The sequence below is a fragment of the Pandoraea faecigallinarum genome (assembly GCF_001029105.3).
GTDB lineage: Bacteria > Pseudomonadota > Gammaproteobacteria > Burkholderiales > Burkholderiaceae > Pandoraea > Pandoraea faecigallinarum.
Map to the genome: position 1 here is coordinate 2,666,462 of NZ_CP011807.3, position 15,080 is coordinate 2,681,541.

12 protein-coding genes are annotated in these 15,080 nt (G+C 65.7%); 6 read left to right on the plus strand and 6 right to left on the minus strand.

The features are described from left to right. The first annotated feature begins 212 nt into the window (after positions 1-212). Positions 213-1,475, plus strand: coding sequence for an MFS transporter (locus tag AB870_RS11695; RefSeq protein WP_047904850.1), 1,263 nt, complete (start codon positions 213-215; stop codon positions 1,473-1,475). A 148-nt stretch (positions 1,476-1,623) separates the two neighbouring features. Here the strand turns inward: AB870_RS11695 and AB870_RS11700 are convergent, their stop codons facing one another. The 5 genes from AB870_RS11700 to AB870_RS11720 all read right to left on the minus strand — a co-directional run bounded on the left by AB870_RS11700 (position 1,624) and on the right by AB870_RS11720 (position 7,471). Beyond that, positions 1,624-3,513 (minus strand): feruloyl-CoA synthase, encoded by a 1,890-nt coding sequence (locus AB870_RS11700; RefSeq protein WP_084663601.1) that lies wholly within the window; start codon positions 3,511-3,513, stop codon positions 1,624-1,626. Then, positions 3,498-4,682 (minus strand): ABC transporter substrate-binding protein, encoded by a 1,185-nt coding sequence (locus AB870_RS11705; protein WP_084663603.1) that lies wholly within the window; start codon positions 4,680-4,682, stop codon positions 3,498-3,500. Before AB870_RS11705 ends, AB870_RS11700 begins: the two co-directional genes overlap by 16 nt. Positions 4,683-4,746: 64 nt before the next feature. Continuing rightward, positions 4,747-5,670, minus strand: a complete 924-nt coding sequence (locus tag AB870_RS11710) for a beta-keto acid cleavage family enzyme (protein WP_047908108.1) — start codon at positions 5,668-5,670, stop codon at positions 4,747-4,749. Between the two features lie 70 nt (positions 5,671-5,740). Then, complete coding sequence (locus AB870_RS11715) at positions 5,741-6,667, minus strand: 3-hydroxyacyl-CoA dehydrogenase NAD-binding domain-containing protein (protein WP_047904851.1); 927 nt, start codon at positions 6,665-6,667, stop codon at positions 5,741-5,743. A 45-nt stretch (positions 6,668-6,712) separates the two neighbouring features. After that, positions 6,713-7,471, minus strand: a complete 759-nt coding sequence (locus AB870_RS11720) for a crotonase/enoyl-CoA hydratase family protein (protein WP_047904852.1) — start codon at positions 7,469-7,471, stop codon at positions 6,713-6,715. A 221-nt stretch (positions 7,472-7,692) separates the two neighbouring features. Between AB870_RS11720 and AB870_RS11725 the strand changes: the two genes are divergently transcribed. The 5 genes from AB870_RS11725 to AB870_RS11745 all read left to right on the plus strand — a co-directional run bounded on the left by AB870_RS11725 (position 7,693) and on the right by AB870_RS11745 (position 14,568). Further along, complete coding sequence (locus AB870_RS11725; protein ID WP_084663605.1) at positions 7,693-8,607, plus strand: helix-turn-helix transcriptional regulator; 915 nt, start codon at positions 7,693-7,695, stop codon at positions 8,605-8,607. 103 nt (positions 8,608-8,710) lie between these two features. Beyond that, positions 8,711-9,232, plus strand: a complete 522-nt coding sequence (locus tag AB870_RS11730; RefSeq protein ID WP_047904853.1) for a sigma-70 family RNA polymerase sigma factor — start codon at positions 8,711-8,713, stop codon at positions 9,230-9,232. Next, positions 9,229-10,278, plus strand: coding sequence for a FecR domain-containing protein (locus AB870_RS11735; protein ID WP_047904854.1), 1,050 nt, complete (start codon positions 9,229-9,231; stop codon positions 10,276-10,278). The genes AB870_RS11730 and AB870_RS11735 overlap by 4 nt, the downstream gene beginning before the upstream one ends. 115 nt (positions 10,279-10,393) lie before the next feature. Beyond that, positions 10,394-12,994 (plus strand): TonB-dependent receptor, encoded by a 2,601-nt coding sequence (locus AB870_RS11740; RefSeq protein WP_237169923.1) that lies wholly within the window; start codon positions 10,394-10,396, stop codon positions 12,992-12,994. An 8-nt stretch (positions 12,995-13,002) separates the two neighbouring features. Beyond that, positions 13,003-14,568: an enterochelin esterase domain-containing protein gene (locus AB870_RS11745; protein WP_053059328.1), complete on the plus strand. Its 1,566-nt coding sequence runs from the start codon at positions 13,003-13,005 to the stop codon at positions 14,566-14,568. Between the two features lies 1 nt (position 14,569). Here the strand turns inward: AB870_RS11745 and AB870_RS11750 are convergent, their stop codons facing one another. After that, positions 14,570-15,019 (minus strand): helix-turn-helix domain-containing protein, encoded by a 450-nt coding sequence (locus tag AB870_RS11750; RefSeq protein ID WP_047904855.1) that lies wholly within the window; start codon positions 15,017-15,019, stop codon positions 14,570-14,572. Between the last annotated feature and the right edge of the window lie 61 nt (positions 15,020-15,080).

Genomic DNA, 15,080 nt, shown 5'->3' on the forward strand with positions numbered 1-15,080 from the left:
TTTCCGATCTCCTGTGACAACGGGTTGCCTCGACTGCCGAGACAACATGGACACAGAGTATCGACTATCGATACGCAAAGAACTATTTATGGTTTACCACGAGACCCGGATTCCGAATGTGCTGTTATTATTCGAACGAAATCATTCCCATATGTATCGATAGACGATACATGAGGTATGACATTAAGATGGATTCCTTGAAGGAGACAAGAATGGACACTGGCACGACCGCCCTGAAATCGGCGGGCGCGGCACGTCGGCCGTGGTATCGCGGCGCGAGTCCCGCGCAATGGCGCGCATTTGGTTCGGCATACATCGGCTGGATGCTCGACATCATGGATCTGATGCTGTTCGCGATGGTGATTCGCTACATCAGCGCGGATTTGCATTTCGACAAGGGGGTGGCAGGCATCATCGCGTCACTCACGCTGCTCGCCACGGCCTTCGGCGGCCTGTTCTTCGGCTTTCTGGCCGATCGCATCGGCCGTACCAAGTCGATGATCCTGTCGATCCTCTGCTATTCCATCGGCACCGCGCTGTGCGGCTTCGCGGACTCGGTGACGTCGCTGCTCATCTTCCGCTTCCTGCTTGGGCTCGGCATTGGCGGCGAGTGGTCGGCTGGCGCCGCACTCATTACCGAGACGTGGCCCGCCGAGCATCGTGCCAAGGTCATGGCCTGGGTGCAGAGTGCGTTTGCCGTCGGGTATGCCGTCGCCGCCGTCGTCGCGGCCGTGATCCTGCCGCACTTCGGATGGCGCTGGGTATTCGCGTTCGGTCTGGTGCCCACGGTGCTGGCGTTCTGGGTGCGCCGTCACGTGGAAGAACCCGCCATCTGGCGTGAACAACGCGTGCGTCTCACGCTCGGCCAGACACTTGGCATGCTGTTCGGCCCCTACGCGCGCAGCACGATCGTGGGCCTCGCCTTCACGGCAGCGGCGATGTGCGGTTACTGGGGCTTGTTCACGTGGATCCCGGCGTATCTCTCGACGCCCGTCGAGCAAGGCGGTCCGGGCTTCGATCTGATTCGTTCGACGACGTGGATCGTCATCATGCAGATCGGCGCCGCGGCGGGCTTCGTATGCTTCGGCTACATTGCCGATCGCATCGGTTGCCGCAAGTCGTTCCTGCTGTTCTTTATCGTGTCCGCGATCACCGTGCCGCTCTATGTGGCGATCCGGGAGCCGATGCTGCTGCTGGCGTTCGGCCCGGTCGTGGCGTTCTTCGGTACCGGCTTCTACAGCGGCTTCGCCCCGACGTTCGCGGAGATGTTCCCCACGCAAGTGCGCGCGACGGCACAAGGCTTCATCTACAACACGGGACGCGCCGCCAGCGCCCTCGCCCCGGCCGCCGTCGGTCTGCTCTCGCGTGGCGAGAACGTGAGCGTCGCACTGGGCGCGACCGCCGGCTTCTTCCTGCTCGCGGCGATCATCGTCTACTTCTTCCTGCCGGAAAGCCACGGCGAAGCGCTCGCCTGATCCGGCACGCGTGCGCCACAGCGGCGCCCGTCCATCGCCCGATGCGACCTCGCGCGCCGATGGCATTGACTGCCATCGGCGCGCTGTCGCACTCACTTCCCCCTGCCTCTCAAGCTGTCGACCGGGGCTTACGGTCGAGATCGTTACGTCAATCGAACAGGCGAATCACGGACGGGCAATCCGAGTAGAGCCTTGCGACGTCGTCCGCGCGCAGCGTCAGCACCGCACGCTGGTTGACATACCCCTTGTCGGTGATCTCCCCTAGCTCCAGTGACGGCGGCGATGCCAGGATAGCCGCGCGAGCCGCGCGTTGCGAACTGCCGGCGTCCTGTGCCAGTTGCGCAAGCGCCTGCACGAGCGCGCGGCGAAGCTCGCCGTGCATGGCCATGGCTTTGCCGGCGTGCGGCTCCGAAGACACATCGGTTTGCGCAACCTTGGCCAGCATCGCGGGACTCGGGAAGATCAGCAGCCCGATCTCGTCGCGGTCGTGTCCGGCAACAACGACGTCCGAGGCGTAAGGCGCCAACGCCGTGACCGCGCGCAGACGCAGCGCCCCGACCGAAACCCACGTGCCGCTCGTCAGTTTGAAATCCTCCGAGACACGACCGTCGAAAATCACGCCCGCAGCGGGGTTGTCGACGTCGCACAGACGCCCCGCATCGCCGGTCCGATAAAACCCCTCCTCGTCGAACGCTTCGGCGCTCGCCTGCGGATCGCCCGCGTAGCTGCGAAACACCGACGGGCCGCGCACGCGCATTTCGAGCTTGTCGCCGTTGGGCACGAACTTGAGTTCGTTGCCCGGCGCAGGCAGTCCGATGTTGCCCGCCCCCGGAATCGGAAAATGCACGCTCGTGATGAGCGGCGAGGTCTCCGTCGCGCCCCATGCCGACGTGAAGAACGGCATCGTCTCGCAATGCCGGGACGCCAGCCGTTCGAAGCGCTGCCAGACCGCGGGCGGCAAACTCGCCGCCGCGTAAAACAGCACTTGCAGACGACCGAAGAAGCGTGCGGCAAACGTCTCGTCTTCCTCCAGAAACGGGGCCAGCGCCTCGAATCCCTTGGGCACGTTGAAGTGCAGCGTCGGCGACACGTCGCGAAGCGCTTCGACCGAGCGCCCGATCAGCTCGGGTACGGGCCGCCCGTCGTCCACATAGAACGCCCCGCCATTGCGCAACGCCATGTGAAAGTTATGATTCGCCCCGAACGTGTGACTCCACGGCAGCCAGTCGACGACCACCGGCGCCGCCTCGTCGATGAAATGCCAGCACTGCGCAATCATCTGCTGATTGGCGGCGAGCATGCGATGCGTGTTGACGACGATCTTGGGCTTGCCCGTCGAACCGGAGGTCAGCAACAATTTGGCCGTGTCTTCCGGATGCACCTGCGCGAATGCGTCGTCCAGTGCGGCGCGCGCCGGCGTCGCCGCCAGTGTGTCGAACGTCAGCCAGCCCGGGCGCGCATTGCGGGTCGCCACGATGGGGCAGCGGATCGGCGCTCCCGTCAGCGCGCGCGCATAGGCATCGCCATCTTCCACGTACACGAGCGCCGGGTCGAGCCGCGCAAGAATGCCGTGCAGCTTGCTCATGTCCCTGGCAATGCGCGAGTACGCAGACGACACGATGGCCGTCTGACGCCCGGCCATCATCGCCCCCAGGACAAGCAGCGCATGATTCACGCTGTTGTCCGACAGAATGACCACCGGCCGCTCGCGCGGCACCTCGAGGTCGAGCAATGCCTGGCCGATGCCGCGGGCCATCGTCAGCGCGTCTCGATAGCTGATACGTCGCCAGAGATCGGTGGACGATGTGGCTGCACCCGGCGCCTTGCGCTCGGCGACGAACACCGCATCGGGCGTTCGCGTCGCCCACTGCACGAGCCAGTCGGCCGGGCTGCGCGCGAACTCCCCCAGCACGGCGCGCGAACGGATGATGAAGCTGCCGTCCGCGCACACCTCGCGTTCGATATCGGGCGTGGCGAGACGGCGCGTGCCGCCCCCGGGCGCGTTCACCGCATTCGGCGTGTTCAGTCGATCGTCCACTTGCCGCCCTTCACCGTGACGAGCACACGACCGTCTTCGCCATATGCCGAATGGTCCTGTGCGTTGACATTGATCATGCCGTGCGTCGCCGCAAGGCCGCGGGTCTGTTCGATGGCGGCGACCAGAGCGTCGCGAAACGCCTGCGTGCCCGGTTGCGCCTGCTTCGCCGCCACTGCCACGGCGCGGTCGAGCACCAGATAGGCGTCGTAAGCATAGCCTGCGAAGAGGTTGCGCGAACCGGCACCGTACTGCGCCTCGTAACGCCGGGCGAAGTCCGTCGCCACGGCCTTACCCGGGTGATTCGCCGGCAGTTGCTCGGCCACGAGGATATTGCCCACCGGCAGAATCACGCCCTCCGCGCTCTTGCCCGCCACCCTCAGGAAATCATTGTTGGCGACGCCGTGCGTCTGATAGATGCGCCCTTTGTAGCCACGCTCGCGCAGCGTGCTCATGGGCAGCGCGCCAGGTGTGCCGCTCGCGGCGATGATGACGGCGTCCGCGTTGGACGCCATCACCTTGAGGACCTGTGCCGTGACGGACTGATCGTTGCGGGCATAACGCTCGACAGGCGCGACCTGAATCTGACGCGCAGTCGCGCGCGCCTGCACGTCCTTGAGCCACGCTTCGCCGTACGAGTCGTTGAAGCCGATGAAGGCCAGCGTCTTTACCTTGTGCGCCTTCATGTCGTCGAGTACGGCGTCGGCCATGACGGCGACCGACTGCGGCAGCGAGAAGACATAACGCATCTGCGCCGCACTCGGCACGAACGGGCACAGGCCCAATTGGGGCGTGCGCGTGTCGGCCGCCACCGCCGCGACGGCCAGACACGCCGGTGTGGTGGACGAGCCGATGATCGCGTCGACCTTGTCCTCGGTGGCGAGCCGCCGCGCATTCTTTGTCGCCGTCGTCGGATCGGTGGCGTCGTCGAGCACGACATAGCGCGCCGGCAGGCCGCCGAGCGTGGGCGGCAGCATGCCGATCGCCTGCTTCTCCGGGATGCCGAGCGATGCGCCCGGGCCCGTGCTCGAGAGCGTCACCCCAACCGTGACGCCCGCCGGTTGGGCGCTCGCCTGTGGTGTCGCGCACAATGCCGCGACGCACACGGAAAGGACCGTCAGTGAAAAAATGCGCGAGAACGCGAGGCCGCGCGTGAACCTGTTTGCCGCCATGTGTCATGTCTCCTGGGATCGTTTTCGTTCTGGGGCCGGACAGCTTGTGAGGCACGCCCGGTGATCAACGCACGGCGAACTCCGGCAGCACTTCCCGGTTGCGCGGCAGGCCCATGATTTCGCGCGCTTCCTTCGGCGTGGCCGGCTCGTAGCCCATCTCGCGCACGAGACGCACCACACGCTCGGTGAGTTGCTGGTTCGTCGCGGGTACGCCGTGTTCGTAATAGAGGTTGTCTTCCAGCCCCACGCGCACATGGCCGCCGAGCAGGAGCGAATTCATGGCCGAGGGCAATTGCGCCGGGCCGATGCCGCTCACACAGAAGATGCTGCCCTTCGGCAGGAGATCGACCATCGACTGCAACACGCGCGGCGTGTACGGCATGGCGTTCTGAAAACCGCGATGGACGCCGAGCACGAGATTGACGAAGAACGGCTCGTCGTCGAATCCGGCCGCCGTGAGCGTGGCAAGATCCTGCACGATATGCGTCGGGCTGAAGACTTCCCACTCGGGCTTGATGCCGCGCTTCTTCATCTCCATGGCGAGATGCTTCGAGCGCTCCGGCGACGTATGCATCAGCAGTTCCTTGCCGCCGAAACTCGCGATGATCGTGGTGGCGTCGAGGGTGCACATCTCGGCCCCGGCGTCCATGCCCTTCAAACGCTCCTCCCAGAGGATTTCCCAATAACCGTTCTCGGCTGTCTGCCCGATCATGTCGCCGTGCACGCCGCCGCCCGTCGAGTTGTTGATGACGATGTCGCACTTGTCGCGAATCCGGCGATTGATGTCGCGATAGATCGCCGGATCGCACGTCGCGCCATCGTCGCCGGGACGCCGCGCGTGAATCGCGACGACGCTCGCCCCCGCGTTGTAACAGTCGTAGACGTCGCGCGCGATTTCATCCGGCTGCGTGGGCAGATGCGGGTTCTGCGACTTGTACGCCATGCCGCCGGTCGGCGCGATGGTGACGATGACTTTGGGTTTGCTCATGGGTATCTCCTCCTTCTGGTCGTTCATTAGCCCGGAATGCGTGCGGGGGTGGCGCGGCTTCGAGACTTGCCTAGGACTTGCTCGCGAGAATGCCGAGGATGACGGCGTCGCGTTGCGCTTCGAGGCGAGCGTTGCCGCGCCCTGCGAGTTCCGCCTCGACGCCAGCGGTAATGCGTGCCTTCAATTCGTCCGTCAGCACGGGCTGGCCGAGGTCGGCCCACCACGATTCGATGGGCTGGCCGAGATGCTCTAGCAGATGCGCGATACCGCCAGCGCCGCCGGACAGATGAAGGTTCAGAAACGGGCCGAGCGCCGCCCAGCGCAGGCCGGGACCGTAGGCGATGGCGTCGTCGATGTCTTCGACGCAGGCCACGCCCGTGTCGACGAGGTGCATCGCCTCGCGCCATAACGCCGCTTGCAGACGGTTTGCAATATGGCCTTTCACCTCCTTCCTGACGTGGATCGCGCGCTTGCCGATGGCGCGGTAAAACTGCATGGCCGTGTCGATGGCGCCTTGCGACGACTGCGCGCCCCCAATGACTTCGACAAGGGGAATCAGATGCGGCGGATTGAACGGATGGCCGAGCACGACCCGCTCGGGATGCGCGCACACGGACTGCACGCGGCTCATCAGCAGGCCGGAAGAACTCGACGCGATGACCACGGACGGTGGCAACGCGGCGTCCATCTTGCGGAACAGATCCTGCTTCAGGTCCTCGCGCTCCGGGCCGCTTTCCTGCACGAAGTCGGCGCCTTCGAGCGCGGCGTCGAGCGTGTCGTGGAATGTCAGCGCCTCACGCGTCGCTCCCGGCGTCAGCCCGATGCGGATCAACGTGGGCCAATGCGCGTCGAGCGCGTCACGCAAGCGCTCGCATGCGCCCGGCGCGGGGTCCCAGGCACTCACCCGCAGGCCGCGCGCCAGAAAGTACGCCGCCCAACTGCCGCCAATCACGCCGGTGCCGATCACGGCGACCTGCTCGATGTTGTCGTATTTCATATTCGTCTCCTTGGGCGATGGCCGCACGCGCGACGCCTTGCCGGCTCAGCGCGCCGTTCGACCCAGAAAGCTCTCCATGCGTTGGCGTGCTTCGGGGGTGGCGAGCATCAGCGCGCTGGTCACCGATTCGGTGAACAGGCCATCGGCCATCGACATATCGTGAATGCGCGAGAGCGCATGGATCGTCGCCCAATTGGACAACGGACTGTTGGCGGCCGTGTCCCGCGCGAGCCGGGTCGCAAGCGCGAGCCCCGCCCCCACGTCCGTGAGGTAATGACCGAGCCCCAGACGCTCGCCATCGGCGGCGTCGTAACGACGGCCGGTGAGCATCATCTCCGTCATGCGATCCGGCCCGAGAATACGCGCCACCCGTACCGAGGCGCCGCCGCCGACGAAAATGCCGCGCTTGCCCTCGGGTAGCTGGAAGAACGCGTTGCGCTCGATCACCCGCACGTGCGCCGCCAGCGCCAGTTCGAGTCCGCCGCCGATGACGGCCCCTTGCAACACGGCCACGACAGGGCGTCCACCGAACTGGATGTCATGAAATACCTTGTGCCAGCGCTGCGAGACGCGCAGCACGTCGACGGGTTCACGCGTGCTGTTCTCGGCCAGATCCAGTCCGGCGCAAAAGTGCTCGCCCGCGCCGCTCAGTACGACGGCGCGCACGCCGTCGTCGAGATCGCGAAACACCGCTTCCAGCGAGTCGACCGCGGCATCGCAAAGCGCGTTGCGCTTTTCCGCGCGGTCCAGGGTCACGAAGGCGATGGCGTCTTCGACGCGTACGCGCAAGTGGGGATAGGTCATTGTCTGCATTCGCTCAAATTCGTGAAAAGTATCTTATAAGATATTTCTCTCGTTGCGCGATTTGTGCAATGCAGTTCAGGGTTAACAGGGATAATTTCGCTAATTATGCAATTTGATGCACATTATACCGAACAAATAGGTAACACAGCGAACAGACCTCCCCCGTCGACCGATATCTCATAGTATATTTATCCATCCACCAGCCGCTCTCACGTTCGCCCATGCCCCACCCGCCCGCCGACACTGCCCCCGATCTGGCCGACGATGCCAGCGCCGGCGTGACGTCGCGTCTGGCGTCGCTCGCGCGGCAGGTGCGAATGCTGCGTGCGCAGCGCGGCATGACGCGCAAGCAACTGGCTGCGCAGTCGGGCGTCTCCCTGCCATATCTGGCACGCGTCGAAGCGGGCACCGGCAATGTCTCGCTGGCGGTACTGCACAAGCTGGCCGAGGCACTGAACGTCGGTGTCGAGACGCTCGTCACCGAGCACACGGCGCACAACGGCGACTTGCTCATCCTGATCGAATACCTTCGTCAGCAACCGGCCGACGTGCTCTCGCGACTGCGCCGTCAGATCGTGGCGCCCGGCGCCGGCGACGCTCGCCAAACCGGGCAACGGATCGCGCTTATCGGCCTTCGTGGGGCAGGCAAATCGACGCTCGGACCGCAACTGGCGAAGGCCATGGGCGCGCCGTTCATCGAACTCGACAAGGAAGTCGAGCGCGAAGCGGGCATCGCCATCGGCGAGGTCATCACGCTGTACGGTCAGGCGGCAATGCGTCGCATCGAACGGCAATGCATCGAGCGAATCGTGGCCGGGCACGAGCATGTCGTGCTGGCGACCGGCGGTGGCATCGTCTCGGAAGCGCCGACCTATGAACGCGTACTTCGGGCGTTTCGAACGGTGTGGCTGCGCGCGCGTCCCGACGTCCATTTTCAGCGCGTGATGCAACAGAACGACGCGCGCATCGCCACGGAAGCCTTGCGCAACGAAGCGCTTGAACACATCCACCGCATGCTCGATGCCCGCGAGTCGCTCTACCGTCTGGCCGACATTACACTCGATACGTCCGATCTCACGCCCGACGCAGCGCTCGCTTCCCTCAAAGCCCGTCTGGGCCCGGCCAAGGCAGCCTGAAGTCTCTGCGTCTGCCACCTCGAACGACACGCCTATTGCGTCATCCGATGATTCACCCTTAGAATTAATAAGAATCATTATCATTTGTGGGTCGGCGTCATTCATGGAAAGTCATTTTCAGCGCGAGGTGGGGATGCGGGTGGGCGAACTGTATCGCGACCATCACGGCTGGCTGCGCGGGTGGTTACGCAAGAAGCTCGGCAATGCCCTCGACGCGGCCGATCTCGCTCACGATACCTATCTGCGCGTGCTCGCCACCGGCCGTGCGCCACATATCGACGACTCGCGCCGCTATCTCGCCCGCATCGCCAACTGTCTGGTAGTCGATCTGTTCCGCCGGCGCCATATCGAAGCCGCATATCTCGAAACGTTAGCCGCCCTGCCCGAGCCCGTCGCCCCTTCGCCCGAGACCCGTGCGCTCGTGCTCGAAGCGCTGATCGAGATCGATGCGCTGCTGGCCCGCCTGCCTGCCAAGGCACGCACCGCCTTTCTCCTGTGCAAGCTCGAAGGTCTTGGCTATCGCGAAATTGCCCGGCAGTTGCAGGTATCGGTCTCTTCGGTCGAGAAGTACGTCGCTCACGCGCTGCGCGAGTGCTACACCGTGCAGTTCGGGAGCGACGCGTGAGCCGGCCGCCGGGCACGCCATACCAGACGCCAGCCCCCGCGACGCCCCTTGCCCCTGAAGTGGTCGAGCGCGCCAGTCTCTGGCTCGCGCGACTGTGGTCGGAAGCGGTGACGGCGCAAGACATTGCCGCCTGTGAGCGCTGGCGTGCCGCGCATCCCGATCACGAGCGCGCGTGGGAGCGGCTGGGCATCATCGGACAGAAGTTTCAGGCGCTCGAATCCCCGCTTGAGACACTGCCGGCGGGTGTAGCGTACCGGACCCTGACGGCGCCCGTGCCGGCGCGTGCGAACAACGCGGGACGTCGTCGCGCGCTGCGTGTGCTGGGTGGCGTCGTCACGCTGGCCGGCGCGGGCTACACGTTGCGTCGCTCGCCGGGGTGGGACACCGTCGTCGCGGACTATGCAACGGGGGTCGGCGAAGTACGGCGCGTGACATTGGCGGACGGCACGCGTTTGTGGCTCGATACGGCGTCGGCGGTCGATGTCCACATCTCGGCGGGAACGCTGGACTCGCCGGGCGAGCGGCGCATTGTCCTGCGACGCGGCCGGATCTGCATCGAGACGGCATTGTCCTCCGGCAGCGCGCCGCTGGTCGTTGCGACGAGGCAAGGCGAAATCCGCGATATCGGCACCCGCTTTACGGTGCGCGACGACGGACATCGAACGCAGGTCGCCGTCTACGACGGCATTGTGCTCGTGCGCGCGTCGGAAGGCGTCCGCACGCAGCGCCTCGACGCGGGGCAGGCCGTGAGCTTCTCGTCCACGGAAATCGACCCGGTGAACGTTTCGGGAACGTTCGACGAGAACGGTGCCGCGTGGACGCGCGCGCAACTCGTTGTCGAACGGGTTCGTCTCGGCGACCTCGTCGAGGCGCTCGCGCGTTACCGGCGCGGCGTACTGCGCTGCGATGCCGCCGTGGCCGATCTGCGCGTGAGCGGTGTGTTCTCGCTCGCCGACACGGACCGGGCGCTGGCGAGTCTTGCCGTCGGTCTACCCGTCGAAACCGTCTATCGCACGCGATTCTGGGTCACCGTGAAAGCCCGATGAGCGGTCGCGACACGCTGCCACGCCGCGACCCGAGAACTTCTTTCATTTTTTTTGCCGCATCGGTTGAGGGTTTGCCGATCTCGTTCGGAATACCTGTATGCACCGGCGCAATTGCATGGCATCGCCTCCGGATGGCGGGCCGCCGGTATCCCTTTCCGAACCCTCAGGCACCACGACCGTGTTGATTTCCGAAGCTGTTCCTCTGCGCCCGACGCCTTCCGCCCTTCGTTCCACCGCCCTCAAGTCCTTCGCGCTTCAGCCCACCGCCGTGCGCTGCGCTGCTGTGCTGCTGATGGCACTGGCAGCCGCGGGGGTAGCCGATCGCGCCAACGCCGCGTCGCCCGGCGCCGCCCCCGCCACCAAGGCCGCCCCGGCTTCATCGGCCCCGCGGGCCTCACCGGTGACCTCAGACGCCCGCCGCGCGTGGCGGATCGCCCCTGGCACGCTGGACGCCGTGCTCAACCGGTTCGCCAGCGCCGCAGGCATCGAACTGACGGTGGACGCTTCGTTGACGCAAGGACGCCAAAGCGCGGGACTCGATGGCGACTACACGCTGCCGCAGGCGCTCGACCAGTTGCTCTCACCGCATCGGTTGCAGGCAATGCGAAGCAATCAGGGCGTCTACACGTTGCGCGCGGCAACGCACGACGCGGCCAACGTGAGCGCGGGTGACGCCGTGGTGCTGCCCACGACACATGTTGTCGCGCAAGCGGTCGGCCTGCCCGAAGCCTACGAGGGCGGTCAGGTCGCGCGCGGCGGGCGTCTCGGCCTGCTCGGCAACAAGGATCTGATGGATGTGCCATTCAACATTGCGTCCTACACGGCCAGGACCATTCAGGATCAGCAGTCTACGACCCTCGCCGACGTGCTCGACAACGACCCCTCGGTGCGCTTCACTACGTCGAGCGGCCACATGTACGAGAATTTCAGCGTGCGCGGCTTTCCGCTCACCGCCGACGAGGTGTCGCTCAACGGCATGTTCGGCCTCTCGCCGTACGGGCACGTACCGACCGAGTTCATCGAACGCGTGGAAGTGCTCAAGGGCCCGAACGCGTTGCTCAACGGCATGTCACCGTCGGGTGCTGTCGGCGGCGCGATCAATGTCGTGACGAAAAAGGCGGAAAGCACGCCGCTCGCCCGCGTGACGGCAGACTATCTGTCCGACGCCCAATTCGGTGTACAGGCCGATCTCGGGCGCCGATTCGGCGACGACGAGCAAATCGGCATCCGTTTCAACGGCGCGCTGCGTGACGGCCGCACGACCCTGGAAGGCCAGAACAAGCGCCGCCAGTTCGGCGCCGTCGCGCTGGACCTGAAAACGGATCGCGTGCGCATCGGACTGGACGCCTACACCGACACCGAGAAGTACACCGGCGGCAGCCCGTGGATGGCCACCTTCGCGACGAAGGTCGTCCCCCCGCCCGCGGCCGGCACCAACGTGCTGCGCGGGGAGTTCGGCGATCTCGAAAGCACGGGCGCGCAACTTCGCGGCGAAGTCGACATAACCGACGCCATTACCGCGTATGCCGGCATCGGTGCACTGAGCTATCGGTACGCGGGATTCATCACGGGCACCCGCACCGGCCCGATCAAACCGGACGGCAGTTACACCGGCGCGACGTACTACCAGCGCGGCTGGACCGATACCCTGTCGCTCGATGCCGGCGTGCGCACACGTTTTCGCACCGGCGCGCTCAAGCACGAACTGACGCTCTCGGCGACGTCGCTCGACACGACCAGCGGCAACGTCTTCACCACGAGTTCCAACTACACGTCGAACATCTACGCCCCCGTCGATCCGACGCTTGCCCAAGACCCCGGTGCCGCGCCGAAAACCGCCGACACCACGCTGTCGAGCTTTGCGCTGGCCGACACCATCTCGATGTGGCACGACCGCGTGACGCTCATCGCCGGGGTGCGCAGCCAGCGCGTGCGCGCGGCGGCCTTCTCGGCGAGCACGGGGGCGCGCACGTCCAACTACGACGAGAACGCGATCACACCCGCCTTCGGTCTGGTGCTCAAGCCCTTCGGACCGAACGTCTCGCTCTACGGCAATTACATCGAAGGTCTCACGCAGGGCGGCATGGTCACCGACGTGAGCGCCGCCAACTACGGGCAGATCTTCGCGCCATATCGCAGCAAACAGGCCGAATTCGGCGTGAAGTGGGATGCCGGCAGCTTCACGAACACGCTCGCGTTCTTCCAGATTACGAAGCCGGGAATGATCAAGGACACGGCGACCAACACCTATAACCCGGATGGCGAACAGCGCAACCGTGGCGTCGAGTGGAACGTCTTCGGCGAGTTCACGCCGCGCTGGCGTGTGCTGGGCGGCGTGGCGTACACGCGCGGCGAGCTGACCAAAACGGCGGGCAACCTCTACAACGGCAACACGCCGTACGGCGTGCCGAAGTGGACCGCGAATCTCGGCACCGAGTGGGATCTGCCGTGGGTGCCCGGCATGACACTGACCGGCCGGATGATCACCACCAGTTCGCAATACGTGAACTCCGCAAACACACAGAAGATCGGCGGCTGGACGCGGTACGACGTCGGCGCGCGCTATGCCACCCGTCTGTACGGCAAAGGCGTGGTGTTTCGTGCCGCGGTGGAGAACGTCACCAATCGCATCGCATGGTCCGGCACGTTCAACGACGGTTACGTGATTCAGAACGCACCGCGCACGTTCAAGCTCTCCGCCAGCATCGATTTCTGAGGTCCGCCATGACACCGACTCTGACCCGGGCGGCGATGGCCGCCGCCAGCCTTTGCGTGGCCAGCCTCGCTGGCGCGGCCGGCGCAGCGCAAGCCATACCTTCGGACACCGGCGCGGCCTCATCCGCGTGTGCCGGAGACCCGCACGCGCCGAAGCCGCGGCTCGGACTCGTCAGTCCGCGTCTGCTCGCGCTGAACGCGGTCCTGTGCGCAGGCGGAACGACCGACGCCTTCTGGCGCGAAGTCACCGTGGCCGGGACGCCCATGGTCGAAAAGGTCGCGCCCGGCACCGTCACCGGCGACGAAACCGCCTCGCTGCTGGCGCAACCGGCGGGCAGCGTTTCGCTCATGACCTTCCTGTGGCGCGGCCATCCGAAGCATGTGCGGATTCTGGGCGCGCCGTCCGGCGATCACGACGACATGCGGCGCCTCGGCGACAGCGATGTCTGGTATCGCAGTTACGTGGTGCCCGACAGCACGCGCCTGTCGTATCAACTCGCGCCCGACGTGCCCGACATCGACGGCACGGCGCTGGAGCGTCGGCGTGCCGTGATGGCGACGTTGCAGGCCGATCCGCTCAACCGGCATCCGTTCGTGGTGGAGGGATTCGATGGCAAACGCGTCGTGAAATCCTCGGTCACGCTGCCGGAAGCGCCACCGCAACCGTGGATCGAGCGACGTGCGCACGTGCCCGCGGGGACTTTGCACGCCGCCCGTCTGACCAGCAAGGTGCTCGGCAACACGCGAGACGTGTACGTCTATCGCCCTGCCGGATACCGTGCGAGCGACCCGTCGCAAGGCCTGCTCGTCGTGTTCGATGCGCACGCCTACGTCAACACCGTTCCGACGCCGGTCATTCTCGACAACCTGATCGCCGAGGGGCGCATCCCGCGAACGGCCGCGTTGATCGTCGGTGTCATCGACGGCCGTACGCGCAGCGCAGAATTGCCGCCGAACCCGGCGTTCGCGCGCTTTCTCGCGGAGGAGTTAATGCCGTGGGCCCAGGCGCAGGGCGTGTCGGCCGCTGCCGCGAACACGCTGGTGGCGGGGTCGAGCTACGGCGGGCTGGCGTCCGCGTGGGCGGCCCACGAGGCGCCGCAGTGGTTCGGGAATGTGCTCTCGCAGTCCGGCTCGTACTGGTGGGCGCCTTCGCAGGGCGATGCGCTTACGCGCCATGGGAGTGATGGGAAAGATGGGAGTGCCGGGGGTGACAGGGGTGACGGACATGAGACGCCCGAGCCCGGCTGGCTGATCCGTCGATACGCCGAAGGCCCGCGGCTGCCCGTCAGGTTCTATCTGGAATCAGGGATATTCGAAGACCGTCGCGGACCGACGGGCATCGGCACGTCCGGGCGCCACATGCGAGATGTGTTGCGCGCCAAAGGCTACCGCGTGACATATGCGTCCACGGCCACCGGACACGACTATCTGAACTGGCGCGGATCGCTCGCGTGCGGGTTGATGGCACTCATCGGCACCGCCGAGACCCAGCGGGCATTGCACGCGCGCCCCGCCGTGCCGGGCAGTCTCGCCAGCGTATGCTCGATGCCGTCGGTCAACACGCCCGCCGGCTGATTCAGACAGCCTTCGTCCCTTTGCCGCGCCGGGGCGGCACATCACGAGCCGGCGCCTTGAGCGCCTTCGCGCTCGCGAGTCGCATCAACCGCTGAAACTGGGGGCACGCCAGATGTTCGGGCGCCGGGCAGACGGCGGCGTGCCGCAGTCCGTCGCGCAACGCGCCCAGCTGGCGGATCGTCTTGTCGATGTCGTCCGCGCGTGCCGTCAGACGTGCGCGGTCGATGTTCGCCTTGCCGCGCGGCAGCAGCATGCCCGCAATGTCGTCAAGCGAGAACCCTGCGGTGCGCCCCAGCGCGATCAGCGACAGCGTCTGCAACACCGAGTCGTCGTACTGACGACGCAGGCCGCGCCGCCCCGTCGCGGCGATCAATCCCTTGTCTTCGTAATACCGCAGCGTGGACGCAGGCACCCCCGCCTGCGCCACGACTTCGCCAATGTCCAGTGCCATATCGCCCCGCTTGACTTCAAGTTGACTTGAGTTCGTATAGTGCCCGAAATGCGGGCGTGGC

Coding starts and splice junctions, on each gene's coding strand:
- AB870_RS11730 (WP_047904853.1), top strand. CDS start 8,711: ATGGAAAGTCATTTTCAGCGCGAGGTGGGGATGCGGGTGGGCGAACTG.
- AB870_RS11725 (WP_084663605.1), top strand. CDS start 7,693: ATGCCCCACCCGCCCGCCGACACTGCCCCCGATCTGGCCGACGATGCC.
- AB870_RS11705 (WP_084663603.1), bottom strand. CDS start 4,682: ATGGCGGCAAACAGGTTCACGCGCGGCCTCGCGTTCTCGCGCATTTTT.
- AB870_RS11695 (WP_047904850.1), top strand. CDS start 213: ATGGACACTGGCACGACCGCCCTGAAATCGGCGGGCGCGGCACGTCGG.
- AB870_RS11720 (WP_047904852.1), bottom strand. CDS start 7,471: ATGACCTATCCCCACTTGCGCGTACGCGTCGAAGACGCCATCGCCTTC.
- AB870_RS11750 (WP_047904855.1), bottom strand. CDS start 15,019: ATGGCACTGGACATTGGCGAAGTCGTGGCGCAGGCGGGGGTGCCTGCG.
- AB870_RS11710 (WP_047908108.1), bottom strand. CDS start 5,670: ATGAGCAAACCCAAAGTCATCGTCACCATCGCGCCGACCGGCGGCATG.
- AB870_RS11715 (WP_047904851.1), bottom strand. CDS start 6,667: ATGAAATACGACAACATCGAGCAGGTCGCCGTGATCGGCACCGGCGTG.
- AB870_RS11740 (WP_237169923.1), top strand. CDS start 10,394: ATGGCATCGCCTCCGGATGGCGGGCCGCCGGTATCCCTTTCCGAACCC.
- AB870_RS11745 (WP_053059328.1), top strand. CDS start 13,003: ATGACACCGACTCTGACCCGGGCGGCGATGGCCGCCGCCAGCCTTTGC.